26 protein-coding genes and 1 pseudogene are annotated in these 26717 nt (G+C 60.3%); 10 read left to right on the forward strand and 17 right to left on the reverse strand.

Annotation, left to right across the window (positions count from 1 at the left end):
- Positions 1–785: 785 nt before the first annotated feature.
- Entirely contained in the window at positions 786–2495 is a 1710-nt protein-coding gene (locus tag PspR76_RS13955; RefSeq protein WP_159961429.1) for an amidase, read from the reverse strand.
- 55 nt (positions 2496–2550) lie between these two features.
- Complete coding sequence (locus tag PspR76_RS13960) at positions 2551–2985, reverse strand: helix-turn-helix domain-containing protein (RefSeq protein WP_159956112.1); 435 nt, start codon at positions 2983–2985, stop codon at positions 2551–2553.
- A gap of 83 nt (positions 2986–3068) precedes the next feature.
- On the opposite strand from PspR76_RS13960, the gene PspR76_RS13965 reads away from it, so the two are divergent.
- The gene (locus tag PspR76_RS13965; protein WP_159956114.1) at positions 3069–3392 is read left to right on the forward strand and encodes a DUF2834 domain-containing protein; all 324 of its coding nucleotides are present in this window, start codon (positions 3069–3071) and stop codon (positions 3390–3392) included.
- Positions 3393–3485: 93 nt separating this feature from the next.
- On the opposite strand, the gene PspR76_RS13970 is transcribed toward PspR76_RS13965, so the two are convergent.
- From PspR76_RS13970 to PspR76_RS13985, 4 genes are all read right to left on the reverse strand, one after another.
- Complete coding sequence (locus PspR76_RS13970) at positions 3486–4109, reverse strand: M12 family metallopeptidase (protein ID WP_159956116.1); 624 nt, start codon at positions 4107–4109, stop codon at positions 3486–3488.
- A 335-nt stretch (positions 4110–4444) separates the two neighbouring features.
- Positions 4445–5221, reverse strand: a complete 777-nt coding sequence (locus tag PspR76_RS13975; RefSeq protein WP_159956118.1) for a M12 family metallopeptidase — start codon at positions 5219–5221, stop codon at positions 4445–4447.
- Between the two features lie 192 nt (positions 5222–5413).
- Positions 5414–6580 carry a GGDEF domain-containing protein gene (locus PspR76_RS13980; protein WP_159956124.1) on the reverse strand — a complete coding sequence of 389 codons (1167 nt, stop codon included), beginning with the start codon at positions 6578–6580 and terminating at the stop codon, positions 5414–5416.
- Between the two features lie 110 nt (positions 6581–6690).
- The gene (locus PspR76_RS13985) at positions 6691–7902 is read right to left on the reverse strand and encodes an MFS transporter (protein ID WP_159956125.1); all 1212 of its coding nucleotides are present in this window, start codon (positions 7900–7902) and stop codon (positions 6691–6693) included.
- A gap of 97 nt (positions 7903–7999) precedes the next feature.
- Between PspR76_RS13985 and PspR76_RS13990 the strand changes: the two genes are divergently transcribed.
- Positions 8000–8821 (forward strand): AraC family transcriptional regulator, encoded by an 822-nt coding sequence (locus PspR76_RS13990; RefSeq protein ID WP_159956126.1) that lies wholly within the window; start codon positions 8000–8002, stop codon positions 8819–8821.
- On the opposite strand, the gene PspR76_RS13995 is transcribed toward PspR76_RS13990, so the two are convergent.
- Positions 8814–10001: an MFS transporter gene (locus PspR76_RS13995; protein WP_159956127.1), complete on the reverse strand. Its 1188-nt coding sequence runs from the start codon at positions 9999–10001 to the stop codon at positions 8814–8816. The two genes, PspR76_RS13990 and PspR76_RS13995, sit on opposite strands and share 8 nt — an antisense overlap.
- The gene (locus tag PspR76_RS14000; protein ID WP_159956128.1) at positions 10001–11023 is read right to left on the reverse strand and encodes an alpha/beta hydrolase; all 1023 of its coding nucleotides are present in this window, start codon (positions 11021–11023) and stop codon (positions 10001–10003) included. The genes PspR76_RS13995 and PspR76_RS14000 overlap by 1 nt, the downstream gene beginning before the upstream one ends.
- Before the next feature lie 165 nt (positions 11024–11188).
- Here PspR76_RS14000 and PspR76_RS14005 point away from each other — a divergent pair, with 165 nt between their 5' ends.
- Positions 11189–12121 (forward strand): AraC family transcriptional regulator, encoded by a 933-nt coding sequence (locus tag PspR76_RS14005; RefSeq protein WP_159956130.1) that lies wholly within the window; start codon positions 11189–11191, stop codon positions 12119–12121.
- Here PspR76_RS14005 and PspR76_RS14010 read toward each other — a convergent pair.
- Both PspR76_RS14010 and proP read right to left on the reverse strand, forming a co-directional pair.
- Positions 12096–12602 (reverse strand): GAF domain-containing protein, encoded by a 507-nt coding sequence (locus PspR76_RS14010; RefSeq protein WP_159956132.1) that lies wholly within the window; start codon positions 12600–12602, stop codon positions 12096–12098. The two genes, PspR76_RS14005 and PspR76_RS14010, sit on opposite strands and share 26 nt — an antisense overlap.
- A gap of 54 nt (positions 12603–12656) precedes the next feature.
- Entirely contained in the window at positions 12657–14159 is a 1503-nt protein-coding gene (proP, locus tag PspR76_RS14015; protein WP_159956134.1) for a glycine betaine/L-proline transporter ProP, read from the reverse strand.
- A 153-nt stretch (positions 14160–14312) separates the two neighbouring features.
- Between proP and PspR76_RS14020 the strand changes: the two genes are divergently transcribed.
- Both PspR76_RS14020 and PspR76_RS14025 read left to right on the forward strand, forming a co-directional pair.
- A complete protein-coding gene (locus PspR76_RS14020) occupies positions 14313–14843 on the forward strand; it encodes a GNAT family N-acetyltransferase (protein WP_159956136.1) in 531 nt (176 codons plus the stop codon).
- A 143-nt stretch (positions 14844–14986) separates the two neighbouring features.
- Positions 14987–16390, forward strand: coding sequence for an MFS transporter (locus PspR76_RS14025; protein WP_159956138.1), 1404 nt, complete (start codon positions 14987–14989; stop codon positions 16388–16390).
- A 146-nt stretch (positions 16391–16536) separates the two neighbouring features.
- On the opposite strand, the gene PspR76_RS14030 is transcribed toward PspR76_RS14025, so the two are convergent.
- The 3 genes from PspR76_RS14030 to PspR76_RS14040 all read right to left on the reverse strand — a co-directional run bounded on the left by PspR76_RS14030 (position 16537) and on the right by PspR76_RS14040 (position 19228).
- A complete protein-coding gene (locus tag PspR76_RS14030) occupies positions 16537–17454 on the reverse strand; it encodes a bifunctional helix-turn-helix transcriptional regulator/GNAT family N-acetyltransferase (RefSeq protein WP_159956140.1) in 918 nt (305 codons plus the stop codon).
- Positions 17455–17522: 68 nt separating this feature from the next.
- A complete protein-coding gene (locus tag PspR76_RS14035; protein WP_159956142.1) occupies positions 17523–18815 on the reverse strand; it encodes a PQQ-dependent sugar dehydrogenase in 1293 nt (430 codons plus the stop codon).
- Positions 18812–19228, reverse strand: coding sequence for a DUF2231 domain-containing protein (locus tag PspR76_RS14040; RefSeq protein WP_162530293.1), 417 nt, complete (start codon positions 19226–19228; stop codon positions 18812–18814). Before PspR76_RS14040 ends, PspR76_RS14035 begins: the two co-directional genes overlap by 4 nt.
- 175 nt (positions 19229–19403) lie before the next feature.
- Between PspR76_RS14040 and PspR76_RS14045 the strand changes: the two genes are divergently transcribed.
- From PspR76_RS14045 to PspR76_RS31670, 4 genes are read left to right on the forward strand one after another with little or no spacing between them, the layout of a single operon-like run.
- Entirely contained in the window at positions 19404–20432 is a 1029-nt protein-coding gene (locus PspR76_RS14045; RefSeq protein ID WP_159956144.1) for a UV damage endonuclease UvsE, read from the forward strand.
- A gap of 41 nt (positions 20433–20473) precedes the next feature.
- Complete coding sequence (locus PspR76_RS14050) at positions 20474–20953, forward strand: AAA family ATPase (protein WP_159956146.1); 480 nt, start codon at positions 20474–20476, stop codon at positions 20951–20953.
- Positions 20950–21720 carry a nucleotidyltransferase domain-containing protein gene (locus tag PspR76_RS14055; RefSeq protein WP_159956148.1) on the forward strand — a complete coding sequence of 257 codons (771 nt, stop codon included), beginning with the start codon at positions 20950–20952 and terminating at the stop codon, positions 21718–21720. The genes PspR76_RS14050 and PspR76_RS14055 overlap by 4 nt, the downstream gene beginning before the upstream one ends.
- A 22-nt stretch (positions 21721–21742) precedes the next feature.
- Complete coding sequence (locus tag PspR76_RS31670; protein WP_442966812.1) at positions 21743–21904, forward strand: hypothetical protein; 162 nt, start codon at positions 21743–21745, stop codon at positions 21902–21904.
- On the opposite strand, the gene PspR76_RS31675 is transcribed toward PspR76_RS31670, so the two are convergent.
- The 3 genes and pseudogenes from PspR76_RS31675 to PspR76_RS14070 all read right to left on the reverse strand — a co-directional run bounded on the left by PspR76_RS31675 (position 21894) and on the right by PspR76_RS14070 (position 24494).
- On the reverse strand, positions 21894–22661 hold the full coding sequence (locus PspR76_RS31675; RefSeq protein WP_371317652.1) for a methyl-accepting chemotaxis protein: 768 nt from the start codon (positions 22659–22661) through the stop codon (positions 21894–21896). The two genes, PspR76_RS31670 and PspR76_RS31675, sit on opposite strands and share 11 nt — an antisense overlap.
- Positions 22662–22748: 87 nt before the next feature.
- Positions 22749–23846, reverse strand: a pseudogene (locus tag PspR76_RS31680) (cache domain-containing protein); the annotation flags it as partial.
- Positions 23847–24011: 165 nt separating this feature from the next.
- A complete protein-coding gene (locus PspR76_RS14070; protein WP_237235760.1) occupies positions 24012–24494 on the reverse strand; it encodes a MarR family winged helix-turn-helix transcriptional regulator in 483 nt (160 codons plus the stop codon).
- A gap of 64 nt (positions 24495–24558) precedes the next feature.
- Here PspR76_RS14070 and PspR76_RS14075 point away from each other — a divergent pair, with 64 nt between their 5' ends.
- The gene (locus tag PspR76_RS14075) at positions 24559–26067 is read left to right on the forward strand and encodes an FAD-dependent oxidoreductase (RefSeq protein ID WP_159956155.1); all 1509 of its coding nucleotides are present in this window, start codon (positions 24559–24561) and stop codon (positions 26065–26067) included.
- On the opposite strand, the gene PspR76_RS14080 is transcribed toward PspR76_RS14075, so the two are convergent.
- The gene (locus PspR76_RS14080) at positions 26054–26617 is read right to left on the reverse strand and encodes a TetR/AcrR family transcriptional regulator (RefSeq protein ID WP_159956156.1); all 564 of its coding nucleotides are present in this window, start codon (positions 26615–26617) and stop codon (positions 26054–26056) included. The two genes, PspR76_RS14075 and PspR76_RS14080, sit on opposite strands and share 14 nt — an antisense overlap.
- Between the last annotated feature and the right edge of the window lie 100 nt (positions 26618–26717).

A 26717-nucleotide genomic window follows, 5' to 3' on the forward strand; every position in this document is an offset into this window, starting at 1 on the left:
CAGTAAACCCTGTGGGAGCTGGCTTGCTCGCGAAAGCGGTGGGTCAGTCACCCGATGTATTGACTGACACGTCCTCTTCGCGAGCAAGCCCGCTCCCACATTTTTAACCGCATTTAGCCTGTCGCTGTTCACCGCACCCAGCATGACTTGAGGTGAAATGCAGTTAAAACTGTGGGAGCTGGCTTGCCTGCGCTAGCGGTCTGCCAGTGAAAAATAGACCGGCTGACCCACCGCCATCGCAGGCAAGCCAGTTCCCACAGGTTGACCGGGTTTAGCCTGTTGCTGCTCGCCGTGCCCTGCATGGGTTGAAGTGAAATGCCGTTAAAAATGTGGGAGCTGGCTTGCCTGCGAAAGCGGTTTGCCAGTGACAAATAGACTGGCTGACCCACCGCCATCGCAGGCAAGCCAGCTCCCACAGGTTGACCGGGTTTAGCCTGTTGCTGCTTGCTGCGGCCCTGCATGGTTTGAGGTGAAATGCAGTTAAAACTGTGGGAGCTGGGTTTAGCCTGTTGCTGCTCGCCGTGCCCTGCATGGGTTGAAGTGAAATGCCGTTAAAAATGTGGGAGCTGGCTTGCCTGCGAAAGCGGTGTGCCAGTGACAAATAGACTGGCTGACCCACCGCCATCGCAGGCAAGCCAGCTCCCACAGATTGACCGTGGTTTGAGGTGAAATGCAGTTAAAACTGTGGGAGCGGGCTTGCTCGCGAAAGCGGTCGGTCAGTCACCCAATGTATTGACTGACACACTGCCTTCGCGAGCAAACCCGCTCCCACAATTGAACGGCGTTTAGCCTGCTGCCAACGGCGGCGTACGTGGCGGGATCAGGCGTTTGCTGCCGGTGGCTTCATATGCCGCGGCAAAGCGCAGCAGCGCTGAGTCGTCATAAGCACGCCCGGCGAAGGTCAGCCCCACCGGCATGCCGATGTCGGCCATCACGCCCATCGGCACGGTGACGGTGGGCACGCCCAGGTGGCGAATCGCGAGGTTGCCGTTGGCCACCCAGACGCCGTTGCTCCAGGCAATATCGGCGGACGCTTCGTTGACATCGGCATCGGCCGGCCCCACATCGGCCACGGTCGGGAACAGCACCGCATCCAGCCCCAGCGTGTCCATCCAGTCTTCCAGGTCGATGCGCCGGGTTTGCTCCAGGCCGCGCAGGCCGTCCGGCACGGTGCTGATTTCGTTCCACGGCGTAATGCCGCGCTCGGCCATGCGCACGTATTCGTCCATGCCGGCGGCGAGGTCGTCTTCACGGTTGGGCAGGGTGCCGGGGTCGTGCGGGAAGATTTTCGGCCCGTCGACATCCGCCAGGCGGTTAAGCGCCGGGTCGTCATTGGCGCGCAGGAAATCATCGAATGCCCAGGCCGACAGTTCCCACAACTCGTCGTGCAAAAATTCCTTGGAGACCAAGCCACGGGTAAATACCGTCGGCGCGCCAGGGCGGTCGCCTTCGCAGTTGGAGACCAGTGGGAAGTCCACCTCGATCACTTCGGCGCCAGCCGCTTCCAGCGCTTGGCGCGCGGCGTGCCACAGGTCGATCACGCTGGCGCGGGTGTTGATTTTTTGCCCGGTCGGCCCACCGATCCCGGGTTTTTCGCTGGTGCCGGCCTCGGGGTCGGCATTGATGTACATGCGCGGTACGCCGAAGCGTTTGCCGGCGAGGGCTGCACTGTTGACCGCCAATTCAGCGTAGGACGCCGGGCGCACCGAGGCCACGCTCGGGATCGGCACCCACGGCTGCAGGCGCCACAGGTCGCCGCGCGGGTTGGGGTCTTCAGCGACCACCACATCAAGTACTTCGAGCAAGTCGGCCATGGTGCGCGCATAGGGCACCACCACGTCCATGGTCGGCGTCAACGGCCAGTTGCCGCGCACCGAAATCACCCCGCGCGATGGCGTGTAGGCGCACAAGCCGTTGTTGGATGCCGGGCCGCGCCCGCTCGACCAGGTTTCTTCGGCCAGGCCAAAGGCGGCGAAGCTGGCCGCCGTGGCCGTGCCCGCACCGTTGGACGAGCCCGAGGCGAACGGTGCGGTGAGGTAGTCGGCGTTATACGGGCTTTCTGCGCGGCCATACACGCCGCGCTGCATCCCGCCGTTAGCCATCGGCGGCATGTTGGTCTTGCCCAGGCAAATGGCACCGCCCGCGCGCAAGCGTTCAATGGTGAAGGCATCGCGCTGCGCGACCAGCTTGGCAAAGGCCGGGCTGCCGGATGCAGCCGTCAGGCCCTTGACCAGGTAACTGTCTTTGGCGGTGTAAGGAATGCCGTCCAATGGCCCCAAGGTTTCGCCCTTGGCCCGGCGCGCATCGGAGGCCTGGGCTTCTTCAAGGGCGTGCGGGTTGCGCACCACCACGGCGTTCAGCGCGGTCGCGGTCTGCGGCCCGTCATAGGCCTCGATACGCGCCAGGTAAGCCTGGACCAGTTCTACGGCAGTGGTCTGGCCACTTTCAAGCGCCGCGCGCAGTTGGGCAATGGAGACTTCGGTAACTTGCATCAGGTTTTTTTCGCCGCCTTCAAGTGGGAGGTATGGCGGCAGTCTACGTACAGATATTTCACAAAACCAGCGCGGCATAATCCGCATAGGCGGCGCGCATCACTTGCCACGTGGGCGCGTCAGCAGGAATCAGATGCTCGATGCGCAGCGAGGTGAGGGTGATGTCCTGGGGCATGCCGAAGGTGGTGAAGGTCGACAGGAAACTCAGCTCACCGCGCGTAGAGCGGATGCGCGTCAGCACCAGTGGCGGCATTGCATCGGGCAGTTCGGTGCTGCTCGGTATCGGTAAGCGAGCCAGTAACCGCTCCAGCGGCGCTTCCAGCGCCGTCAGTAATTTATGCAAGGTGCGCGGGCTCGGCTTGGCGCGGCCAGTTTCGAGGCAACTGAGGTGGCGCTGGGAAACACCGGTTATCAATGCCAGGTCCAGCTGGCTGAGCTTGGCGTGTCGACGCAATTGGCGCAGGTGCTGGCCGGCAGTTGAAGGGGTGTCCATGGCCTGATCATGACCTCCGAGGTCATTGCGAGAGGCGCCACCTTATCACTATGTTGAGCCTCGATCCTTTCAAGGAAGGCACCATGCGCAGACCCTATTTCGCCCTGGCCGGTTTGCTGGGATTTTCGTTGTACACCTTGGCTACGCTGCTCACGGCCGAACAATCACTGTTGGCGTTTGGGCGCGAATTGATGTCGCGGCCGGACACTGCGCAGGTGGTTATCGACCTGTACCTGATGGCGGTGCTGGCGTGTGTGTGGATGTATCGGGATGCGCGCGGGCGAGGGCGGTCGGTAGGGTCGCTGGTGCCGTACTTTTTGCTGACGGCGGTGTTTGTGTCGGTGGGGCCGTTGCTTTACATCGTTGTGAATGGGTGTGCCGCCAAGGAATGGCAGACTGAACATTAGCCTCGTTTATTTATAGCGTTTTATTTGAGAGCGCTAGATGAGCGCGCACTGTGAAACACAGTGCGCCGGCCCCGTTGGCACAAAGGATAGTTATTAACGCGGTGTTTGCGGTCGTTCCCGGGGGCGACCATTGTAGTGTGGATAAAGCGTCGGCAGGAATGTTTTGTCATTTTCACTGAGCACGTAATTAGCGCCAGTCGACGGTTGCTTCCATAGTAGTTTATCGTTCATGGCGTAGTGCATGATTGATTGTTGATCATAGGGTGACGTGATGACGTCGGCAGGATCGGCTTTTTTAAAAATATTGTGGTAGGTGCGGGGGACGCCCCAATTGTATTCGTTTTCGAAGTGCTTGTAAGTTTCTCGTATATTGAATTCAAGCGTTCTATCGGGATGTTGATGCTCATGCAGCAGGCCGAGTGCATGTCCAAATTCATGCAGGATATTCGCTGAAAGATTTCCCGTGTCGGGAGGGTAGTCGATATGCATAGTCGGCTCATTGGGCGGAATGTTTAGCGCTTCAGTTCCAATGACTGACCAGGTTCCCGTTTCTGCCTTGCTGGTGGAGATGCGGATGTCGCCTTTAGACCCGTCAACAAATTTTAGCTGTAAGTTGATCAGTGGGCCGTAAGTGTCTTCTATGATTTTTTTATAAATTCTTGTTCGTGCGCCGGGGTGTCCATGAAGGCGATAGTCAGTGTCGTGTGTTGCGGCCATAAATTCAATTTACTGGCGACGCCACGTTTATTTCTAACGGTCGACGCCGCAGTGGACGCTTCAGCGGACAGCGGATCAATTGAAACGGCGGAATGATAAGTCGGGGGAGATTTAACTATCATGGTTTTTCGCTCTTCTTGGCATCTGCTGCCGTTGCTTTACATCGTCGCGAATAGGGGCCGAGATGAATGACCAGCTGCCTCTATAAGCAGGAGGTGTGCCAGTTGTTACGAATCACATCGAAACCTGCGTTCCCTGTGACGGGCGAGTTCGCATTCGCGCGCCTACCCGCATGTGCGAGGTTTCGCCTCCCGATCAGTGGTGGAAGCCAAACTTTAAAAAATTTTGAAAAAGTATTTCGTTTTCAGTGGGTTGTGGTGCTTTTCGACGATTTTAGTCGGGTAGAGCGACTTCCAGAAGGCACGGTCTTCATCGGAAGGTTTAAAGCTAATATTGATGTCTTCATGTTTCCACAGAACGTCTTTGCTCAGTCCGTAGTGCATGATTGATTTTTGATCATAGTGTGAGTGGGTTATGTCGGCAGGTTTAAGTTTTTTTAAAATATTTTCATAAGTTTCTGCCTGGCTCCACTGTGCATGTTTTTTGTAAATTCTATACGTTTTTGCAATATTGAACTCAAATGATCTGTCCGGATGCTGGTGTTCATGTAACAATCCCAGTGCATGTCCAAATTCATGGATTATATTTCTTTTTGCACTGTCTTTAGTGCTGTTGAAGTCGAAATGCATGGTTGGCTGGTCGGCAGGAATTTTTTTGGCATCAGTGCCTACCATTGACCAGTTTCCGTTTAACGTCTTACTCGTGGAGATGCGGATATCGGCTTCAGTGCCTTCAACGAATTTCAGTGTCAGATTAATCAGTGGTGAATAAGTGTCCTTGATATACTTTTTTATAAACTGTTGCTTTGACGGCGTGGTGTCCATAAACGCGATAGTCAGTGTGCCGTTCTGTGGCCATAGTTTTTGCGTATCGGCCACGCCGCGTTTGGTTCGGGTGACGTGAGCGGCACTCGTCGTTTCAGTGCTCGCCGGTGCATGACCAAAATCGGCCGAATAGGCGGGGTTATAAGGCGCAGAGTTTGAAATGTTCATGCTTTAGCCTCTTTAGGGTAAGGGGGCTGCCGTCACTGCCGACGAGCATGAAATGTGTGGTTGTATTGACGATTTAGTTCCAGTTTTCTGTAGGACTCGCTTCAATCGCACCGCAGTCTAATTACGCAAAGTATGTAAGCTCGAGGCGGCCTTTTGAGGCGAGTTTTCACCTTCTTTTAGAACCAAACAACCCTAGCTGTACGAGCGAGCACTCGTTCGGTCCACCAACCGAATGCTGTCTCGCCCGCCGCGCTTGGTTTCGTAGAGCGCGGTGACGCCCTGTTCGATCAATGCCGTGAGGTTCTCCGGTGGTTGGTCGAACAGGTTTGCACCGATGCTCAAGGTCACCGGCGCCGGGGTGGTGAAAGTCGCAGATGTCGTTTGCTGGAACTGCTCACGCAAACGACTGCCCAGTTCAACGATTTGCTGCGTCGAAGCCTTGTTCAGCAGGATCACAAATTCATCCCCTCCCAGGCGTGCCGCCAATGCACCTCTGGGCACCACCGCGCGGATCATTTCGCTCAAGGCGATCAGCAAGCGGTCGCCGGCGCTGTGGCCGTAGAGGTCGTTGACCAGTTTGAAATTGTCGATGTCGATCAATAGCAAGGCGCCCGGTTGTGCGGGCGATACCTGGGCCAACAGCTGCGGCGCGCGTAAATCGAGGGCGCGACGGTTGTACAGCGCTGTCAGCGGGTCGCGGGCCGCCAGGCGGGCGATTTGTTGTTCACGCCGATAGCGTTCCGAGCCGGTCATCGACAAGGCGATCAGCATGATCGCCATCGCACCTTCCACCAACGAGACCTGGATAATCTCGCCCTTGAACGCGGCGAGGTCGATCAGCGTGCCAGGTATCAGCACCGACAGCGCCTTGGCCACGTAGAACGCGCCGTGCAGCAGCAACACATAGCGCAACTGCACGGCGCCGATGCTCAAGGATTTGCCGTGGGGGCGCAGCAGGAAGCTGGCGCGCAGGGTCGGCAGCGCCACCAGCAGCGACTGCACGGCCAGCATGGCTTTGGACCACGACAGGTCGGTTGGCAATGCGAGCATGCCGAGCCAGATGATCAGCAACAGCAGCCACAGCCGCGACAGGCGCACCTGGGTAAAGCGGGCCACGCCGAGTAAAAACAGGAAGTGTGCGGTCACCAGCAGGCCGTTGGCGAACCAGATACCTATCATCAACAGGCCGCTGCCGCGCAGCAACGCCAGGGTGGAACCGAGGCTGATGGTCGCAAAGCCTGCGGCCCAGAACAGCAGCGACGGCTCGCGCACGCTGCGCCACTCAACGGCCAGGTACAGGGCCGCGGCCGCGGCGAGCGCAATGCTCAGGGTCAAAATCGTAGGAGGGTCGAGCGTCATGTCGTGCCGGGTCTGCCTGGGTGTGCGCTTTAAGTCGGGATTGTAAGCGCACACGCAGGTTTTTCGGAGCATTCCGTGTAGTAGCACACGGCCAGCCGATGATCGGCGGGTCAGACGCCTTTAGTCGAAGGCAGCAAGATCGTGAGGATGCCCGCCAGCGGCAGGAACGAGCAGATCTTGTAGACGTACTCGATGCCATGGTTGTCGGCGAGCAAGCCCAGTAGTGCGGCACCAATGCCACTGAAACCGAACATCAGGCCGAAGAAGATGCCGGCGATCATCCCCACATTGCCCGGCACCAGTTCCTGGGCGAACACCACGATGGCCGAGAAGGCCGAGGCGATGACGAAGCCGATCACCACACTGAGCACGGCGGTCCAGAACAGGTCGACGTAGGGCAGGGCCAGGGTGAACGGCGCAGCGCCGAGGATCGAGAACCAGATGACTTTCTTGCGGCCGATCTTGTCGCCGATCGGGCCACCGGCGAAGGTGCCGACGGCCACCGCACCGAGGAACAGGAACAGGTACATCTGCGAGCTGGCCACCGACAGGTGGAATTTCTCGATCAGGTAGAAGGTGAAGTAGCTGGTCAGGCTGGTCATGTAGAAGTATTTGGTAAACACCAGCAGCGCCAGCACCACCAGGGCAAACGTCACGCGGCCTTTGGACAAGCCGTGGGTGGCCTTGCCGCCTTGCTTGAGCTTGAACAGGTTGAGGTGGTTGCGATACCAGCGGCTCAGGCCGTACAGCACCAAAATGGCGAACACGGCGAACAGCCCGAACCAGGCGATATGGGTTTGGCCGTAGGGAATGATGATCGCCGCCGCCAGCAACGGGCCGAAGGCGCTGCCGGTGTTGCCGCCGACCTGGAACGTCGATTGCGCCAGGCCGTAGCGGCCGCCGGAGGCCAGGCGCGCCACGCGCGAGGTTTCCGGGTGGAAGGTCGAGGAGCCAACGCCGACCAGCGCCGCCGCCAGCAGGATCGCCGGGAAGCTGCCGACAAACGCCAGCATCAGAATGCCGATCAGGGTGCACACCATGCCGGCCGGCAGCAGCCACGGCTTGGGATGGCGGTCGGTGTGGTAGCCGATCCAGGGTTGCAGCAGGGACGCGGTCAGTTGGAAGGTCAGGGTGATCAGGCCGACCTGGGTGAAGCTCAGCCCGTAGTTGGTCTTGAGCATCGGGTACACCGACGGCAGCACGGCCTGGATCAGGTCATTGATCATGTGCGCCAGGGCGCAGGCGCCGAGAACGCGCATGACCAAGGGGCTTATTTGCGGTGTGGCGGTTGCAGCGGCAGGTGACGCGGTCAGGCTCGACATGCAGGCATTCCATACAGGGCAGCGAACAGGGGCGGCGAGTACTTAAGCTCGCCGTCCGTTTCTAAATGTTGCGGTGTTTATGCTAGATTTGCTGAAAATGCCTGTCTCGCGAAATTCGGGCGCCAACTGTTGCAAAAAGGGCGAAATCATCAAACCACTGGATGTATTTCTGCGGGAGATCGACGAAGGCGACTGGTCTGTGATCAGTTCCGCCACCGATTATCCCGAAAATTGGGTGATCCCCGAGCACAGCCACGAGAAGCATCAACTGTTGTATGCGGTTGAAGGCGTGATGGTGGTGTACTCGGCGCTGAACCAATGGACGGTGCCGCCCAATCGCGGCTTCTGGATGCCCTGCGGGCAAGTGCATTCGCTGCGCTGCGTCGGCACCTTGAAAATGCGCAGCGTATTTGTGCGCCCGGAGCGCTTTCCCAACCTGCCCACCGAGCCCAAGACCGTCAGCGTCTCGCCGCTGCTGAGCGAGTTGATCAAGGCTTCGGTCAGCTTGAAACCGCCGTACGCCGAGGATTCGCGTGACGCGCGGATCATGCACCTGATCCTCGATGAGCTGGCGATTCTGCCCGCATTGCCGCTGTCGCTGCCCCAGCCTGCGGACCTGCGCATCAACCGTATTTGCCAGGCGCTGCAACACGAGCCGGGGGACGCTTCAACGGTGGCGGATTGGAGTGAACGGCTGGCCCTGGACCAAAAAACCATCCAGCGCCTGTTCCGCAAGGAAACCGGCCTGACCTTCGGCCAATGGCGCCAACAGGCGCGCTTGCTGTTGGCGCTGGAGCGCATTGCGGTAGGGGAGAAGATCATCGATGTGGCCATCGAGTTGGGCTATGAAAGCCCGAGCGCCTTTACCAGCATGTTCAAGAAGCAGTTTGGCAAGACGCCGAGTCAGTTTTTCAGGTAGTTCGGATGGCCTTGTGTGCGGCTGCAGAGCACCGTGAGGTCTGGTACGCCAACAGACTGGCGACGCCCAGCAATGCCGCGCTGAGTTCAAAGGTCGCCCGGTAGCCGCTCAGGTCGAACACCACGCCGCCGAGTGTGGCACCGGAGGCGATTGCCAATTGGATGATAGCGACCATCAGTCCGCCGCCTGCCTCGGCATCGTTCGGCAGCACCCTCGACAACCACGTCCACCAAGCCACTGGCGCGGCCGTGGCAATCAGCCCCCACAGGCCCAGCAAAACGGTGGTAGCGGTTGGCGAGCGCCCCACTGCAACCAGCCCCAGGGCGATCACCGCCATTACCAGTGGGATAGCCATCAACGTGAAGTACAGGCTGTTTTTCAGCACGCGCTCAATCAGGAACGTCCCCGCAAGCCCAGTCAACCCCAGCACCAACAACATGAGTGAAAGCGTGGGCACACTGACTTGGGTCACGTTCTCCAAGAATGGGCGCAGGTAAGTGAACAGCATGAACTGCCCCATGAAGAACACACTGGCGGCCGCCATGCCCAAGGCCACGGGCGTGCTCTTCATCAGGCGAAATACGTTGCCGGTCTTGGCTGCAGCGTCCGCCTTGATCGAAGGCAGGCTTATCAGCAGCCACACGCTGGCCACAATCGCCACCGGCACAACGCAGAAGAACGCGCCACGCCAACCGATCAGTCCGCCGAGGAAGCTACCCAACGGTGCTGCAATCACCGTCGCCAGCGCGTTCCCGCCATTGACGAGCGCTAAGGCACGCGGCACTTGCGCGGCGGGCACCAAGCGCATCGCGGTAGCGGCGGACAGCGACCAGAAGCCGCCAATCGCCACGCCGATCAACGCACGGCCGAGCATGAACGCCAGGTAGTTTGGCGCCAGCGCCACCACCGTTCCGGACAGGATCATGAGCACAGTCAGCGCCAACAACAAACCTTTGCGATCCACCCGCGCAGCCACTGCGGCAATGGCCAGGCTGGTCAGCAAGGCGAACAGCCCAGACACTGAAATGCCTTGGCCGGCCTGGCCTTCAGAGATGTGCAGGTCGGCCGCCAACGGCGTCAACAGGCTCACGGGCATGAATTCAGACGCCACAAGGGCGAACGCCGCGAGGGACATGGCGAGTACCGCGCCCCAGTGGGGCGTAAGAGCGTTTTGGGACATTACTTCAAGTTGCTTTTGAAAAAGGTGGCGAGCTTGGCGAACGGGATCAGGTTCACCCGGTCGTAGAGGTCGACATGGCCTGCACCCGGGATGATCACCAGTTCCTTGGGTTCGGCGGCACGCTGGTAGGCGTCTTCGCTGAATTCGCGGGAGTGCGCATCGGCCCCGGCAATCAGCAACAGAGGGTGCGGGGAGATCGTCTCGATGTCGTTGAACGGATAGAAGTTCATGAACTTCACATTGCTGGTCAGCGTGGGCCGTGTGGTGTTTTGCGGCGAAGCACTGGCTGGAGTGAATGCTCCGCGCGGGGTACGGTAGAAATCGTAGAACTCGTCGCCCACCGCATCGCCAGTGAGGGTGTGCGGGGTGCCGCCGGTGTAGACGGTGTTGCCGCCCTGGAATTCCACATAACGCTGGTTGGCTGCCTGGCGCAACAGTTGTTGGCGCTGCGCCTGAGTGACACCCTGCTTGAGGCCGTTGCGGTTGGCAGCCCCCATATCGTACATGCTGACGGTGGCGATGGCCTTGAGTCGAGGGTCGATCTTTGCCGCCGCGATGGCGAAACTACCGCTGCCGCAAATGCCGATTATGCCAATGCGCTCACGATCCACCAGCGGGCGAGTGCCGAGGAAGTCGACGGCGGCGCTGAAGTCTTCAACGTAGAGGTCAGGCAGCACCGCGTTGCGTGGCAAACCTGCGCTTTCACCCCAGAACGACAGGTCCAGGGAAAGGGTAACAAAGCCCTGTTCAGCCATTTTGGTGGCGTAGAGATTGGCGCTCTGTTCTTTTACGGCGCCCATCGGATGGCCAACGATTATCGCCGGATTTTTTGACCCCGCAGCAATATGCTTGGGTAAGAACAGATTGCCGGCGACCCGCATCCCATACTGATTATTGAAGGTGACCTTTTCCATTGTCACTGTGTCGCTGTTGTAGAAGTTGTCAGCACCGTTGGACATGTCGGCTCCTATTGAAGAAAAAGAAGTCACCAGCAAACCCAGGGCGAGCAATAGGCGTTTCATAGGTTGAACCTTGGCGAAGTGGGGTGGCCCATTTTCCCGGTGCGCTCGAAGGTTCTGTAGTGTGTTTCACTGGAATACTTGCCTGATCCTCTGAGTGTGTGTGCTCACTTGGGACGCCAAGGGGCTGGCGCGGTAAAGTCCAGTGAAGAACAGAAAGAGCCCGCCATGAAGACACAGCACATCCCCCAATCGCCTCTGCAAACGCTGGTTCAGTCGATTGCCTCGCGGGTCGCGGCACCCGGCGACTACCCCATGCCGATCCCGGGCCTGGGCTTTTATCGGCGTGAGCAGCCCGCTGCGCCGGTGGTGTGCATGGTCGAGCCGAGCATCGTCCTGGTTGCCCAGGGCGAGAAGCAATTATGGGTCGGTGGCCATGGCTATTCGTACGACACCGGCCGATTTCTGGTCACGTCACTGGACATCCCGGCCAATTCGCAAGTGCTGGCCGCCAGCCCGTTGGAACCCTGCCTGGGCCTGACCTTCAAATTGGATCTACGCATCCTCGCCGAACTGATTGCCCAGAGTGGCGCGCCGCCGACGCGTGAGCGGGCGATACTGAAAGGAGTGGGTATTGGCACTGTCACCGATGGGATACTGGCGTCTTTCGCGCGCCTGGTTGCCTTACTGGACGAGCCTGAGGCGATACCGGTACTGGCTCCGCTGGTTCAGCGCGAGATCCACTACCGGTTGTTGCAAAGCGATCAGGCCAGCCGATTGCGCCAGATCTGTTCCGTTGATGGGCCGGGTTATCGAATAGCCAAGGCGATCGATTGGCTGAAACTGAATTACGGCGAACTGCTGCGCGTGGATGAATTGGCCGCGCGGGTACAAATGAGCGCGGCCACTTTTCACCATCACTTTCGCCAACTGACGGCCATGAGCCCGCTGCAGTATCAGAAGTGGTTGCGCTTGAACGAGGCGCGACGTTTGATGTTGAACGAGCATCGGGACGTGTCCAGTGCCGCGTTCCAAGTGGGCTATGAAAGCCCTTCACAGTTCAGTCGCGAGTACAGCCGACTGTTTGGCGTGCCGCCCAAGCGCGATATTGCTGCGCTGCGAGAGAGAACGGCCGTTACTGATCAGTCGTTGTCAGGTTAGCGAAAAAAATGCACCCAATCAGCCGCGCAAACAGGCTCAAGGTTTCCGGCAAGTTGGGGTCGTCAAACAACATCGCCCGCGAATCCAGCGCACACAGCGCGCCGAACAGGCGGCCATCGGGCAGGAAGATCGGCGCGCCGGCGTAGCTTTCGATGGCGTATTGCTTGACCACCGGGCGCGCAGCGAAGCGGCCGTTCTGGCTGATTTGCGGAATAAACAGGGTTTGCGGGTTGATGCAGAACTCACTGCACAGGGTGGTTTCCAGGTCGAGTACGTCATCGACATGAATGCCCATGTCGAGCGGATCGTGCACCGAGCACACCACCCATTCCAGGTCGGTGAATTTGGCGATGCCGGCAAAGCGCATGCCGGTCAGGCGGGTAACCAGTTGCAGGATGCTGGTAGTGGCTTCGATTTCGGCGATGGCAGCGCGCTCATCGGCGCTGAGTAACGAATGGGCTGCGGTGACGCTTGGAAGCATGCTTGAGCACTCCAATGGCGTGGCGGCCTGGGGGCCACCACGCAGGGTCAGGTGTTAGTTAATGCGTGGATGCTGTTGCACCAGGTTCTGGCGCTTGGCTTCAAGCGCGGCAATTTCGGCGTCGATGTCTCCGATCTTCTGCTCGATATTGTCGTGGTGCTCTTGCAGGATTTCCTTGGCTTCTTCCATGTCCGAAGCGGCCGGGGCCGCGCCGCGCAGGGGCTTGTTGGCAGTTTCCTTCATGGTCAGGCCGGTGACCAGGCCGACCACGGCAAACACCATCAAGTAGTAGGCGGGCATGTACAGGTTGTTGGTGCTTTCCACCAGCCAGGCCACAGCGGTTGGGGTGAGGCCGGCGATCAATACCGAGACGTTGAACGCGCTGGCCAGCGCGCTGTAGCGCAAGTGCGTGGGGAACATCGCCGGCAGTGTCGAGGCCATTACGCCGATAAAGAAGTTGAGGACCACGGCAAGAATCAGCAAGCCTGCGAAGATCAGGCCGATCTTGCCGCTGGTGATCAGCATGAACGCCGGGATCGACAGAAACAGCAGACCGACGCTGCCAGCGATGATGAAGGGCTTGCGGCCGATCTTGTCGCTGACAAAGCCAATGAATGGCTGCACGAACAGCATGCCGACCATGATCGCGATGATGATCAGCACGCCGCTGTTTTCTTTGTAATGCAGGTTATGCGACAGGTAGCTCGGCATATACGTGAGCAGCATGTAGTACGTCACGTTGGTGGCCGCGACGATGCCGATGCAGGTCAGCAGGCTGCGCCAGTGCTTGGTGGCGACTTCCTTGAACGACACTTTGGGACCGTGGGTCAGGCCCTGGCGGTCGCCTTGTTCGAGTTTGTCCATGTGCTGCTGGAAGGCTGGGGTTTCTTCCAGCGCGTGACGCAGATAAAGGCCGATGATGCCCAGGGGCAGGGCGAGGAAGAACGGCAGGCGCCAGCCCCACGCTTCGAAATCGGCTTCACCCAATATCGTTGAGATCAGCACCACCACACCCGCGCCGAGCACGAAGCCGGCGATGGAGCCGAAGTCCAGCCAGCTGCCGAGGAACCCGCGTTTGCGGTCCGGCGCATATTCGGCGACGAAGATCGAGGCGCCGGTGTATTCACCGCCCACCGAGAACCCTTGGGCCATTTTGCACAGCAACAGCAGGATCGGCGCCCAGATGCCAATCGAGGCATAGCCGGGAATCAGGCCGATGGCGAAGGTGCTCAGGGACATGATCACAATGGTGGCGGCAAGGACCTTCTGCCGCCCGTATTTGTCGCCCAGGGCGCCAAAGAACAGGCCGCCCAACGGGCGAATCAGGAACGGCACGGAGAACGTACCCAGGGCAGCGATCATTTGTACGCTGGGCGAGGCGTCGGGGAAGAACACCTTACCGAGTACATAGGCGACGAACCCGTAGACGCCGAAGTCGAACCATTCCATGGCGTTACCCAGGGCAGCGGCGGTGATTGCCTTGCGCACCTTGGTATCGTCGACGATGGTGATGTCTTTCAAACCGATGGGTTTGACGCTTTTCTTACGTATTTTCATGCGGGCCACTCTAAAACAGAACAGGGGAGGTGCCATCGTTGCGATGGCACCGCTCTGTCAGTTCAGATACAAGAGGACATCAAATAATTCACCACTATTTGCGTTTTTTTGCAGATGCATTGAACTTCGTGGCTTTACGAGGGAAATATCCGAATGCCAGCCGCCGCCTCACGCCTGACCTACCGCAAGCCCGAAGCCAGTGACGTGCAGCGATTGTTCGCGATCTTCGGCGACCCGCAGACTAACCTGTTCAATCCCAACGGCCCGATGGCCAGCCTGGCCGACGCCCAACGCTTGCTCGACCACTGGCTCGAACAATGGGCCACTCAAGGCTACGGCTGGTGGGCGGTTGCCCGCAGCGAGCAGCCTGAGCGCATCATCGGCTTTGGGGGCGTGGCGCCGCTTAATTACCTGACCGAGCGGCGTATCAACCTGGGTTATCGCTTTGCCGTCGAGGCCTGGGGGCAGGGCTTCGCCACGCAGCTTGGCCGTGATGCGCTGGCGCAGGCGTTCGGACCGCTGCGGCTGCCGGCTGTGTTCGGGTTGGTGCGCCCGGACCACGCCGCGTCGATTCGTGTGCTGGAAAAGCTCGGCATGCAGCCTTTCGGCGTGCTCGACGATGTGCCGGGCCAGGCGCCTAGCCTGGTATTACGGATTTGTCGTCCTACAACTGCCGTTGATTGAGCCGATCTATACCGGCCTGACACCTCAATAAACCGCAATCTTTGCGATTGACACCGCACAGGCAGCCCGCTATAAAAGTCACAGTTGTACGACGACATATGACGTTACGTATGTCCTACCTAACAAAAATAAAAAGTGATGCCATGAATTTGAATGAGCCCCTCAACGCCCATCGCGTCGGCACGGCCGTCGGCAACTATCGCTGGACCATCTGCGCGATGTTGTTCTTCGCCACCACCGTCAACTACCTCGACCGCCAGGTCCTCAGCCTATTAGCGCCGCAGCTGTCGACGCAATTTGGCTGGAGCAACACGGACTACGCCAACATTGCGGCGGTCTTCCAGTTTGTTTATGCGATTTCGATGCTGTTTGCCGGACGCTTTGTCGACAAGATCGGCACTAAAGCCGCCTACGTGGTGGCGATTGGCATCTGGTCTTCGGGCGCCATCATGCATGCGTTCTCGGTGCCGATGGGCGAGGGCATTGCAGCGGTCAGCACGGCTATCGGCCTGGCGGTGATTCCGGTATCGATTGCCGGTTTCATGCTGTCACGCGCCGTGCTGGCGATTGGCGAGGCGGGCAACTTCCCCATCGCGATCAAGGCCACCGCCGAATACTTCCCGAAAAAAGAACGCTCCCTGGCCACCGGTATTTTCAACTCCGGCGCTAACGTCGGCGCGATCCTGGCGCCGATCTGTGTGCCGTTGATTGCCGGGATTTGGGGCTGGGAAGCCGCCTTTATTGTCATCGGCGCGCTGGGCTTTGTATGGGTGGCGGTGTGGGCGGCGGTCTACGAAAAACCGGAGCAGCAAAAACGCCTGTCGGCCGCAGAGCTGGCTTACATCCGCAGCGACCAGACCGTGCAGCCGTTCACACCTGAACCTGTCGGTACAGCGCCGAAGAAAGTCTCGTGGTTCAAGTTGCTGACTTACCGCCAGACCTGGGCGTTTGCCTTCGGTAAGTTCATGACTGACGGCGTGTGGTGGTTCTTCCTGTTCTGGCTGCCCACCTACTTGTCAGCGCAATACGGCATGAAAGGTGCCGATATCGTGATGCCGCTGGCTGTACTCTACAGCATGACCATGGTCGGCAGTATTGGCGGCGGCTGGTTCCCCAGCTACTTCATGGCCCGCGGCGACGCACCGTATGACGGCCGCATGAAAGCCATGCTGGTGATCGCGCTGTTCCCGCTGGTGGTGTTGCTGGCCCAGCCTTTCGGCTACCTGAGCTTCTGGGTGCCGGTGCTGTTGATCGGCGTGGGCGCCTCGGCGCACCAGGCGTGGTCGTGCAACATCTTTACCACCGTGTCCGACATGTTCCCGCAAAAAACCGTGGCCTCGGTGGTCGGCATTGGCGGCATGGCGGGTGGCTTGGGCGGTGTGGTGATGACCAAGATTGGCGGTTGGGTGTTCGACTACTACAAGTCCATCAACGACATCCACACCGGCTACATGATCATGTTCGCAATCTGTGCCCTGGCTTACCTGGTGGCGTGGAGCGTGATGAAGGCGTTGGTGCCGCGTCATAAGGAAATCACTGATCTGTAAAACGGACACAAACCTCAAAGCTGCGAAGATCTAATGTGGGAGCGGGCTTGCCCGCGATGCAGGCACCGCGGTGTGACTGACACACCGAGGTGACACTATCGCGGGCAAGCCCGGCTCCCACAAAGCCCGTCCACAGGGCGAATGCCTTACAGCTCACGCGCCCAGGTTTCACTCACCAGCGATTTGCCGAAACTGACCGTGGCCTCTTCATCAACCAGGTTGAACCCGGCCTTCTGATACAGCCTGCGCGCGTCGGTCAGCGCGTCCACCGTCCACAGCAACATACTTTTGTACCCTGCATTGCGTGCAAAGCGCAGGCATTCGTCCACCAGGCGCTGGCCGATGCCCATGCCGCGTGCACTGGCGTCCACATACAGCATGCGCAGCTTCGCCGTGGTTTCGTCATGGCGCACCACGAACACCGAACCCACCACTTCGCCGTCTTTTTCCGCGATCCAGCAACGCTCGCTGGCAGGGTCAAACTCGCGCAAGTACTTGGCGACAATCTCCGACACCAGCGCTTCAAACTCCCAGTTCCAGTTGTACTCGCGGGCATACAGCGCCGATTGCTGCTGCACCACCAGGCCCATATCGCCCGGTTGCGGGTCGCGCAGCAAGTAGCTCGGCGTGCGGCCTTGCAACAGTGTCTGGATACGCTGCATGGCGGCCGTCAGTTGCTGTTGCTGCGATTCGGGCAGGGCCTCCAGCAAGGCAATGACTTCCTGTTGGGTCTGGTTTTCCAGCGGTGCGAGCACGGCGCGGCCGACGTCGCTGAGGTGCAATTGCACGGCGCGCGCGTCGGTGACAGAGCGGACTTTCTGGATCAAGCCTTTCTTTTCAAACCCGCTGATCAGCCGGCTCAGGTAACCCGCATCGAGGCCGAGCATCTGGCACAGGTCGGCGCTGGTCAGGTCGCCACGCGAGGAGAGTTCGTACATCACACGGATTTCGGTGAGGGAGAAGTCGCTTTGCAGAAGGTGTTCCTGCAGCACACCGATCTGGTGCGTGTAGAAACGGTTGAAACCGCGAATGATCGCGGCGCGTTCGACAAGGGTCGTAGACATGATGATGCTCGATTGGTTGCCTAAAGCAATTATATTGTTGCTTCAGGCAACCAAGTCAAACACTTTGTTCAGCGGTTACGCGTCACCCGCCAAATGGTGTTGGCCAGGTCATCGGCGATGATCAGCGCACCTTTCGGGTCCACCGTCACGCCCACCGGCCGTCCACGGGTCTTGCCGTCATCGCCGCGAAAGCCAGTGGCGAAGTCGATGGGTTCACCGGACGGCTTACCGTTACTGAACGGCACGAAGATCACCTTGTAGCCCACCGGGTTGTCGCGGTTCCAGCTGCCGTGCTCGCCGACGAATGCGCCGTCGGCGAATTTTTCACCCATGGCGGGGATGGAAAAATCCACGCCCAGCGCTGCAACGTGGGAGCCCAGGCTGTAATCCGGCTTGATCGCCTCGGCGACTTTTGCCGGGTTCTGCGGTTGCGCGCGCGGGTCGACATTCTGGCCCCAGTAGCTGTAGGGCCAGCCATAGAAGGCGCCTTCACGCACCGAAGTCAGGTAGTCCGGCACCAGGTCCGGGCCGAGTTCATCGCGCTCGTTGGCCACCGCCCACAATTGCCCCGAGCCCGGCTGAATGGTCAGTGCGGTCGGGTTGCGAATGCCGGTGGCGTAGGGTTTGTGTGTGCCCGTGGCGGCGTCGATCTGCCAGACCATTGCCCGGTCGATTTCCACTTCCATGCCGCGCTCGGTGATGTTGCTGTTGGAGCCGATGCCCACGTAGAGCTGGCGACCGTCCTCGCTCACGGCCAGGGACTTGGTCCAGTGGTGGTTAATCTGCGCCGGCAGGTCGGTGATTTTGGTCGGCGGGCCGCTGGCCTTGGTCTGGCCGTCGGCATAGTCGAAGCGCACCAGCGCGTCCTGGTTGGCGACGTAGAGTTTGCCGTCGGCGAACGCCAGGCCGTAAGGCGCATTGAGGTTGTCGGCGAACACGGTTTTCAGTTCGTAGGTGCCGTCACCGTCGGCATCGCGCAGCAGGGTCAGGCGGTTGCCGCCCTTGACCTGGGTGTTGCCCTGGGCCTTGATCACGCTGGCAATCACGTCCTTGGGCTTGAGCTTGGCCGCGCTGCCGCCACGGCCTTCGGCAACCAGGATGTCGCCGTTGGGCAATACCAGGGTTTGGCGCGGGATCGCCAAATCGGTGGCGATGGCGGTGACGCTATAGCCTTCGGGCACCTTGGGTTTTTGCGCGCCCCAGGGCGTGGGTTCGGCAATTTTCATGCTCGGCAACAGGCTGCTTTGTTGTTCCGGCAATTTCGGATCAGGGCCACGGGCCTGGGTCTTGTCGCCTTCGCCACCGCAGGCAGCCAGCAACAGGGCGGTGCTGAGCAGGGTCAGTGTGTGGGACGTTTTCATTTGGCACCTCCGGTACGCAGGCCGGTCCAGGTGGCGGCGAGCGTCAACACCGTGACGATCACCGACAGCACCAGGCCGGCAGGCATGGCGGCGTATGCGTCCTTGGCATGCTGGAAGGCATTGATCAGGCCCAGTACCCAGGTGGCCAACAGCAGCAGCACATACACAACAGGTTGACCTGCTTTACGCTCGGCGCGCAGCAGATTGACCAGCGCAAACAAAAACGCGAAACCCGCGAACACCAAGGCACCGGCGATCAGCCACGAGGCGAAGTTGGCCCATTGAATCTGGTAGGTCTGGGTGTAGGCGATGTCGCTGAGCAGGGCGCCGAGAAACAGCGGCACCGTGCCTGCCAATAAGGTCGCATGCAGCGGCCCCGGCGTTGAGCTTCTATAGACGGGAAGGGTAGTCATGTTGATGGCGGCTCCTTGTTGTACAACGCCCCTGGGGTCGGGGCAGCGCATAGGAGAGGAGCGCAGCGTTTGTCAGAAAGTTCAGGGTATTTCGTGTCGAAATATTATGAACCCACTGGGTAGGCCTGGGCCTAACGCCGTATCATCCAACCCTTTGTCCCCGCCAGGCAGTGTTATGACCCACCCGCGCATCGGCTTCGTCTGCCAATACAAGCATTCCGACCGTCAACTCTCGGCCAGCGCCTTGAAGTTGATTGAAGGCCCGTTCAACCCGCGCACCACGACGTTGCGTTGGCTCGAAGGCGTGGCGCCGTCTGTGGCCCGCGACAAGCTGGTGGAAATCGTCACGCATAATCTGGCGGCGCAATTGCGCTTGCTGGCCTACGTCGCCGAGCTGCCGCCGACCTTGCGCATGCTGCGCTTGAGCAGTGACTTGCTGCCGTTCTACAGCCACCCGAAAGTCGCGGACGTGTACAAAGACCCGGCAATCGAACGCCAGTTGATCGAGGGCTTTGCGGCCATCGGCGACTTTGCGCGCGCCTCGGACATTCGCCTGTCATTCCACCCAGGCCAATACTGCGTACTGGGCTCGGAAAACCCCGGCGTGGTGGAAAACAGTGTGGCCGAGTTCGAATACCACGCCGACATGATTCGCATGATGGGCTACGGTCGACGCTTCCAGGACCTCAAGTGCAACGTGCATATTGCTGGCCGCCTGGGCGTTGAAGGCACGCGCGCGGTGTGGTCGCGCTTGTCCGAAGTGGCGCGCAATTGCATCACCTTCGAAAACGACGAAAAAACCTACGGCCTCGACCACTGCCTGCAAGTCGCCGACCTGGCGCCGGTGGTGCTGGACATCCACCATTGCTGGATCCACGAAGACCAGTACATCGACCCCGATTCGCCACGGGTCGCCCGCGTGATTGACAGCTGGCGCGGCGTGCGCCCCACGATGCATTACTCCCAGCCCCAGGAAAGCCTGCAAGCGCTGGGTTTCGACGCCGAGCACAAACTGGAGATGGACGCGCTGTTGAAGGTGGTCTCCAAACGCGACCTGTACGCCCACAGCGCGCAGATGTGGAACCGCTGGACCAACGATTACGCCCTGCAGTTTCTCGACCGTTTCGACATCATGCTCGAAGCCAAGGACAAGAACGTCGCGGCGCTGGCGTTTTATGAGTATTGGCAACATCGTTCGGCGTAAAAAAATGGCATGCTTGACGGCCCGATATAAGGACCCGTGCCATGCCAACCCTGCACCTGCTGTGCGGCAAGATCGCCTCCGGCAAATCCACCCTGGCTAAGACCCTGGCCGCCGAGCACGCCGCCGTCGTGCTCAGCGAAGACCACTGGCTCGCACAGTTGTATCCCGCCGAGATCCAGTCGATTGCCGATTACCTGCGCTGCGCCCAGCGTGTTCGCGGGGTGTTGGGGCCGCTGGTGATCAACCTGCTGCAATCGGGCGTCAATGTGGTGCTGGACGTTCCCGCCAACACACGGGCCAATCGCGAATGGCTGCTCGGCCTGGCGCACGCCGCGCAGGTGCCGCACTGCCTGCATTACCTCGAACTGGACGATGCCACCTGCCGCGCGCGCCTGCATGCGCGCAATGCCCAGGGCGAACATGATTTCGCCGCCACCGATGCCGAGTTCGAGCTGATCACCCGGCACTTCAGTGTGCCGAGTGAGGCCGAGGGCCTGGTGATTGAGGTGCATCGCCCATGAGCACCGATCAAGGTCTGGATGCAAACGGCTGTGTGTTGACGGTTGGCGATGCGCCCCTGCAGCCTGAGTTTCATCCGCTGCTGACCGACGTGTGTACCACGCTTGCGCAGGCCGGTTTGGGGCTGCACAGCCTTTATCTGTATGGCAGCGTCGCCAGGGGCGACGCGATCCCGCGCGAGTCGGACCTGGATGTCACGCTGGTACTCAATGAACCGCCAGATTCGCTCGTGTTCGAGCGATTGGAGCAGCTTCGCCAGGCATTGGAACAACGGCATTCTACGGTGACCAAAATCGACTTCGATATCGGCCACAGCGCCGAGGTGCTCGCGCCCGAACACCACAATCGCTGGGGCTTCTGGCTCAAGCATCATTGCCGGTGCGTGTGGGGCGAGGACCTTTCACTGCGCCTGGAACCGTTTCGGCCGTCGCGTGAGATCGCCTTGGCGCTCAATGGCGACTTCGAACCCGTGCTCACGGCCTATCTCACACGTATCGCGCAAGCCGGCACCGAACAGCAACGCCATCGCCTGCAACGCGAAGCGGCACGCAAGCTGATTCGGGCGACGCATACTTTGCGCGCAGCAGACGCCGCAGGCTGGCCCCACAGCCTTGAAGAGCACGTTGCGTTGTTCGTGCAGCAGTACCCGACGATGCGCATCCAGATTGCCTACCTCCTGTTTGAAGCGCGCAACCCGAGTGCCGAGCGCGAGGCCTTTTGCACGCGGCTGCAGGCCTTTGTCAGCTGGATGGTTTCACAGCAGGCATAGTTTGGATCGACCAAAGAGGACTATGCGCCACAAGGTGCGCGCCGGCGCGGTGCGCGGGATTTTCCAGTCGATGGTCGAGCTGATGGGCAAGTTCCCCAGCCTGCCGTGCCCGAAATTGCCGCGTGCGGGCACTTCCCGTGGCAACAGATCGCGAATTTCCACGGCCGTGCGCGTCAGGACTTGAAGCGCCCCACCAAACCGTTCAATTCATCCGACAAATTGGCCAACCGCCCCGAGTCATCCTGCGCAGAGTTGGCCAGGCTTTCCACCAGCCGCGCCTCGTCATAGATCTGCTGGATATGCCGGTTGATCTCTTCGGCGACGCTGTGTTGTTCCTCGGCGGCGGCTGAAATTTGCAGGTTCTGGTCACGGATTTCATTCACCGACAACTGGATGCCTTCGAAGCTGTCCCGCGCGTTTTCGATGGAGGAAACGCTCGCGCGGGACAGGTCCAGGCAACTGCTCATCTTCTGCGTGACTTCCTCGGTTTTGCTGCCGAGGGTGCCGAGCAGTTGCTCGATCTCGCCGGTGGAGTCGGAGGTGCGCTTGGCCAACGCCCGCACTTCATCCGCGACCACCGCGAAACCACGGCCTTGATCGCCGGCGCGGGCGGCTTCAATCGCCGCGTTGAGCGCGAGCAGGTTGGTCTGTTCGGCAATCGCGCGAATGGTGCCGAGGATCTGGTTGATGCTGCGGCTGCCGGCTTCCAGCTCGACCATGGCCTGGGACGACTCGGTCAACCGCCGGCCGAGGCGATTGACGTTGTCGGTGGTGACTTCGATCTGCTGCTTGCCCTCGGCCACGCGGCGATGGCCGTTCTCCGCCGATTCCGCCGCGCCGCTGCACGAACGCGCGACTTCGTTGGCGGTGGCGACCATCTCGTTGAACGCGGTCGACACCAACTCCACCGCCTCACGCTGGCGCCCGGCGGCTTCGTTCATGTTGTGCGCCACTTCACTGTTGACCCGTGAGGCGTCCTGCAAGTTGGTCGAGGCGGCGCCGATGTGCTGGATCAATTGGCGGATCGCGGCGAGAAACTTGTTGAACCAGCCCGCCAGCTCAGCGGTTTCATCCTTGCCCTGCACCTGCAATTCGTGGCGCAAGTCGCCTTCGCCTTGGGCGATGGACTGCAAGCCGGTGCTGACCTGACCGATCGGCTTGACGATGACTTTGGAGAACGCCGCCGCAATCAACCCGAAGATCAGCACCAGCACCGCCACGATCGCAGTGGTCAGGTAGGTCATGCGCGTGGCGGCGGCCATCACTTCGTTGTATTCGATCAGCCCGACATAGCGCCAACCCAGGCCCGGCGAGGTCCACACGTTGGCCATGTAACGCACACCGTCGATGACCACTTCGGTCGAGCCTTGCGGCGTTTGCGCCAAGTGCGCATAGGGCGCGCCGAGGTCCTTGAGCGGCTTGAAGTTGTGCGCGGCATCGCGCGGGTCAACCAGCACCACGCCGTCTTCGATCAGCATCACGTAGCCGCTTTCACCCAGCTTGATGCTCTTGAGTAATTCGGTGAGGTTCTTCAGCGATACGCTGACCACGAACACGCCTTTGGCCTTGCCGTTGGTGTCCAGCAGCGCGCGGGCGGTGCCGACCAGGGCGACGTCATCTTTGTCGTAATAGTAAGCCGGCGTGCGCACGGTTTTATTCGGGCTGGCCATGGCGGCCTTGTACCAAGGGCGGGTGCGCGGGTCGTACTTGGCCAGTTGCGGGTCATCGGGCCATTTGGCGTAGGTGCCGTCTTCGAGGCCGATGGACAGGATCGCCGCCGAAGGATGGCTGGCGCCGAACCGGGCGAACTGGTCGATCACCTGCTTAGCCTGCGCCGGCAGCGGTTGGCTGGCGGCGTTGGCGGGCTGGTAATCCTTGAGAGTGTTCACGGAAGTGTATACAGGATCGGCGGACATTTGATCGACGTTCTGCAGCGTGCCATCGAAAAACTGCCGGATATTGCCGTCGATCTGGCGTATTTCGCGGGTGCTGCCGTCAATGAACTGCTCGACCGCCTGGGTCCGAGTGTTCATCACGGAAATCACCGCAACCAGGCTGACCGGAATAAACGCCACGGAGACGAACGCGAGCACCAGCTTGTTTTTTATTTTCATCGATACGACCATCAGCAGGGAGGGCGATTTGCTATCACTGCTGCTTCGGCTCGGGCACGCTAAATCTTTAGCGATATTTTGTGTACAACAAAAATAGTTTTTGTCCTGGAATTTTACCGGGTGCAAAACTGCTCGTTTCGGCGTGACGTTAGCGTGGTAATCCCGAGCTGCGGCGGGTCAGCGTATATCTTTGGTTGCCAGTATCGAATCGTCCTTGATGTCCGCGGCGAACTTGCGCATCAGGCGCACCAGGTTTTCGAAATCGCCTTCGTCCCAGGTCGAGAAGATCGACACGCCCATGCGCTCGCGGGCGTCATCCACACGGTCGGTCATGGCCTTGCCTTTTTCGGTGATGACCGACTCACGCACGCGGCGGTCCACGGCGCTTTCCTGGCGCAGGATCAGGCCCAGGCTTTCGAGTTTCGCCACCTGGCGGCTGACGGTGGTGTAGTCACGGCCCACGCGGTCGGCCAGTTCAACCACGCCAATCGGGCCGAGCCGCTCGACCAGCACCAGCAGTGGAAACAGCGCGCGGTCCAGGGAAATCCCGGCCTCGCGCACCATCGCCTCGTCACGCTGGGGGCGGTTCATCACCCCGACAATTTCCACCAGCGAGTCATGCAGGTCTCGCAGTTGTGCGCTGATATGTGCGTTTTGCACGCTTTTTCTTGACACCGTGTTTCTCCATCTTAATATGTGCGTATTGCACATATAGGTGATCCGTATGAACGAGCAATGCGCTGTTGATGTACTGATTTGCGGTGCCGGTGCGGCCGGTTTAACCCTGGCGATTGACCTGGCACGCCGCGGTATCAGCTTTCGCCTGATCGAGAAAAACGCCGAGCCTTTTCACGGTTCGCGGGGCAAGGGCATTCAGCCGCGCTCTCAGGAACTGTTCGAAGACCTGGGGATTCTGGATCGCCTGTTCGCTGTGGGTGGAGTCTATCCGACTGAGCGGCGCTACCGCGACGATGGCAGCTACAGCGAGGCCAATTCCATTGAACACAACGCGCCGACGTCGGCCGAGCCGTATCAACAGCCGTTGATGGTGGCGCAATTTCTCACCGAACGCGTGCTGCGCGAACGCCTGCTGGAGCTGGGCCACGCGCCGGAATTTGCCTGCGAGTTGGTGGCGTTCGAGCAGGACGCCGAGGGTGTCAGCGCACAGTTGGCCGACAATACCAGCACACACTCTGTGCGTGTGCGCTGGCTGGTGGGCGCCGATGGCGGCCGCAGTTTTGTGCGCCACGCCCTGGATATCGGCTTCCCCGGCAAAACGCTGGGCGTGCGTGCGCTGGTTGCCGATGTGCGCTTGTCCGGCCTCTCAGCCGATTGCTGGCACCGTTTCGGCGAAGGCGACATGCTCCGGCAGATCGCCGTGTGCCCGCTGGCCGGCACCGAGTTGTTCCAGATTCAGGCGCCGATCCCGCTGGAGGCTGACATCGACCTCAGCGCCGAAGGGCTGACGGCGATCCTGGCCGAGCGCACCGGGCGCGATGGTATTCAAGTGCATTCGGTGTCCTGGGCCTCGGCCTACAACATGAATGCGCGGTTGGCTGATCATTACCGTGTCGGCCAGGTGTTTCTGGTTGGGGACGCTGCGCATATCCATCCGCCAACCGGTGGCCAAGGCCTCAACACCAGCGTGCAGGACGCCTACAACCTGGGCTGGAAACTGGCGGCGGTGGCCCACGGTGCACCGCAAACGCTGCTCGACAGTTACGAAGAAGAGCGGCGCCCGATAGCCGCTTCGGTACTGGGCTTGTCGACCAAACTGCTCGATGGCATGCAGCGTGGCGACATGCGCCGGGGCAGGGAAGTGCATCAACTGGATCTCGGCTACGCGCAAACATCACTCGCGCTGCAGCATGCCGAGCGCACCGGCAACCTGCTGGCGGGTGACCGCGCGCCGGATGCGCAACTGCGCGGCGCCAGCGGCCAAGCGCTGCGCCTGTTCGACCTGTACAAAGGCACGCATTGGACGCTGCTGGGCTATGGCGTTACACCCGGTGCCGTGTCGCCTCGGCCGGGGCTGCATATCCACCACATCGGCCCGCAGTGTGAGCTGGTGGATGAGCATGGGCAGTTGCAACGTGCGTATGCGCTGGCCGTTGGCGACTGGGTGCTGGTGCGCCCTGACGGTTATATCGGCGCAGTCGTACCCTCGGCTGCGCTCGAAAGGCTCGAAGGCTACCTGCTGCAAGTCGGCCTGGGGCCCGTTATGCCGGGATGAGCCCCGTGTCCTGGTAACTCTGGACCAGTTCGTCATACAGACCGATGTCGGCGCGCGTACGCGCAATCAGCTGCGCGCCGGCAATCGCCGAATAGATCGCGCGGGCGCGTCGCTCACAGACCTCGGGGCTGCCTGCACCGAGGTCGGTGAGGCGCGCCATCAACCACGCCACATTGATGTCTGCGAACGCCAGTACTTCGCTGCGCACGGCGTCGGGCAGGTCCACGTATTCGGCGGCCATGAAGCTGGAAAGGCACAGCCGGTTGCCGTCTTCCAGGGATTTGCGAAACAGGCTCGGGTAGGCCTGCAAGCTGCGCAGCGGCTCGGGGTTTTCCTCGCGTAACACCTCCAGAGCCTTCACGGCGTCTTGCCAATAGCGCTTGGCGACCGCCGCACCGAGGTCGGCCTTGCTCGGGAAGTGGTAATAGATACTCGCGTTCTTGATCCCGACCGTCTCGCCGATACTGCGAAAGTTGATGCCGCCGTAGCCGTAGTGCTGGGCTGCGATTCTTGCAGCTTCCAGGATCGCTTCCCGGGCGTTCTCGCTCACGTTTTATGCCTCAGATCGAATGGGTGGATGGCGCGATTCTACGCCCACACGGCTTTACCTGCCAACTGGTAGGTAGTGCTTGACAGTGCCGGATAAACCT

It is taken from the genome of Pseudomonas sp. R76 (assembly GCF_009834565.1).
Classification (GTDB): Bacteria; Pseudomonadota; Gammaproteobacteria; order Pseudomonadales; family Pseudomonadaceae; genus Aquipseudomonas.

Coding starts and splice junctions, on each gene's coding strand:
- PspR76_RS13965 (WP_159956114.1), top strand. CDS start 3,069: ATGCGCAGACCCTATTTCGCCCTGGCCGGTTTGCTGGGATTTTCGTTG.
- PspR76_RS14030 (WP_159956140.1), bottom strand. CDS start 17,454: ATGTCTACGACCCTTGTCGAACGCGCCGCGATCATTCGCGGTTTCAAC.
- PspR76_RS14035 (WP_159956142.1), bottom strand. CDS start 18,815: ATGAAAACGTCCCACACACTGACCCTGCTCAGCACCGCCCTGTTGCTG.
- PspR76_RS14045 (WP_159956144.1), top strand. CDS start 19,404: ATGACCCACCCGCGCATCGGCTTCGTCTGCCAATACAAGCATTCCGAC.
- PspR76_RS14025 (WP_159956138.1), top strand. CDS start 14,987: ATGAATTTGAATGAGCCCCTCAACGCCCATCGCGTCGGCACGGCCGTC.
- PspR76_RS13960 (WP_159956112.1), bottom strand. CDS start 2,985: ATGGACACCCCTTCAACTGCCGGCCAGCACCTGCGCCAATTGCGTCGA.
- PspR76_RS14055 (WP_159956148.1), top strand. CDS start 20,950: ATGAGCACCGATCAAGGTCTGGATGCAAACGGCTGTGTGTTGACGGTT.
- PspR76_RS14075 (WP_159956155.1), top strand. CDS start 24,559: ATGAACGAGCAATGCGCTGTTGATGTACTGATTTGCGGTGCCGGTGCG.
- PspR76_RS14005 (WP_159956130.1), top strand. CDS start 11,189: ATGAAGACACAGCACATCCCCCAATCGCCTCTGCAAACGCTGGTTCAG.
- PspR76_RS14040 (WP_162530293.1), bottom strand. CDS start 19,228: ATGACTACCCTTCCCGTCTATAGAAGCTCAACGCCGGGGCCGCTGCAT.
- PspR76_RS14010 (WP_159956132.1), bottom strand. CDS start 12,602: ATGCTTCCAAGCGTCACCGCAGCCCATTCGTTACTCAGCGCCGATGAG.
- PspR76_RS14000 (WP_159956128.1), bottom strand. CDS start 11,023: ATGAAACGCCTATTGCTCGCCCTGGGTTTGCTGGTGACTTCTTTTTCT.
- PspR76_RS13980 (WP_159956124.1), bottom strand. CDS start 6,580: ATGACGCTCGACCCTCCTACGATTTTGACCCTGAGCATTGCGCTCGCC.
- PspR76_RS13970 (WP_159956116.1), bottom strand. CDS start 4,109: ATGGCCGCAACACACGACACTGACTATCGCCTTCATGGACACCCCGGC.
- PspR76_RS14050 (WP_159956146.1), top strand. CDS start 20,474: ATGCCAACCCTGCACCTGCTGTGCGGCAAGATCGCCTCCGGCAAATCC.
- PspR76_RS13985 (WP_159956125.1), bottom strand. CDS start 7,902: ATGTCGAGCCTGACCGCGTCACCTGCCGCTGCAACCGCCACACCGCAA.
- PspR76_RS31670 (WP_442966812.1), top strand. CDS start 21,743: ATGCGCCACAAGGTGCGCGCCGGCGCGGTGCGCGGGATTTTCCAGTCG.
- PspR76_RS13995 (WP_159956127.1), bottom strand. CDS start 10,001: ATGTCCCAAAACGCTCTTACGCCCCACTGGGGCGCGGTACTCGCCATG.
- proP (WP_159956134.1), bottom strand. CDS start 14,159: ATGAAAATACGTAAGAAAAGCGTCAAACCCATCGGTTTGAAAGACATC.
- PspR76_RS31675 (WP_371317652.1), bottom strand. CDS start 22,661: ATGAACGAAGCCGCCGGGCGCCAGCGTGAGGCGGTGGAGTTGGTGTCG.
- PspR76_RS14020 (WP_159956136.1), top strand. CDS start 14,313: ATGCCAGCCGCCGCCTCACGCCTGACCTACCGCAAGCCCGAAGCCAGT.
- PspR76_RS13975 (WP_159956118.1), bottom strand. CDS start 5,221: ATGAACATTTCAAACTCTGCGCCTTATAACCCCGCCTATTCGGCCGAT.
- PspR76_RS13990 (WP_159956126.1), top strand. CDS start 8,000: ATGCCTGTCTCGCGAAATTCGGGCGCCAACTGTTGCAAAAAGGGCGAA.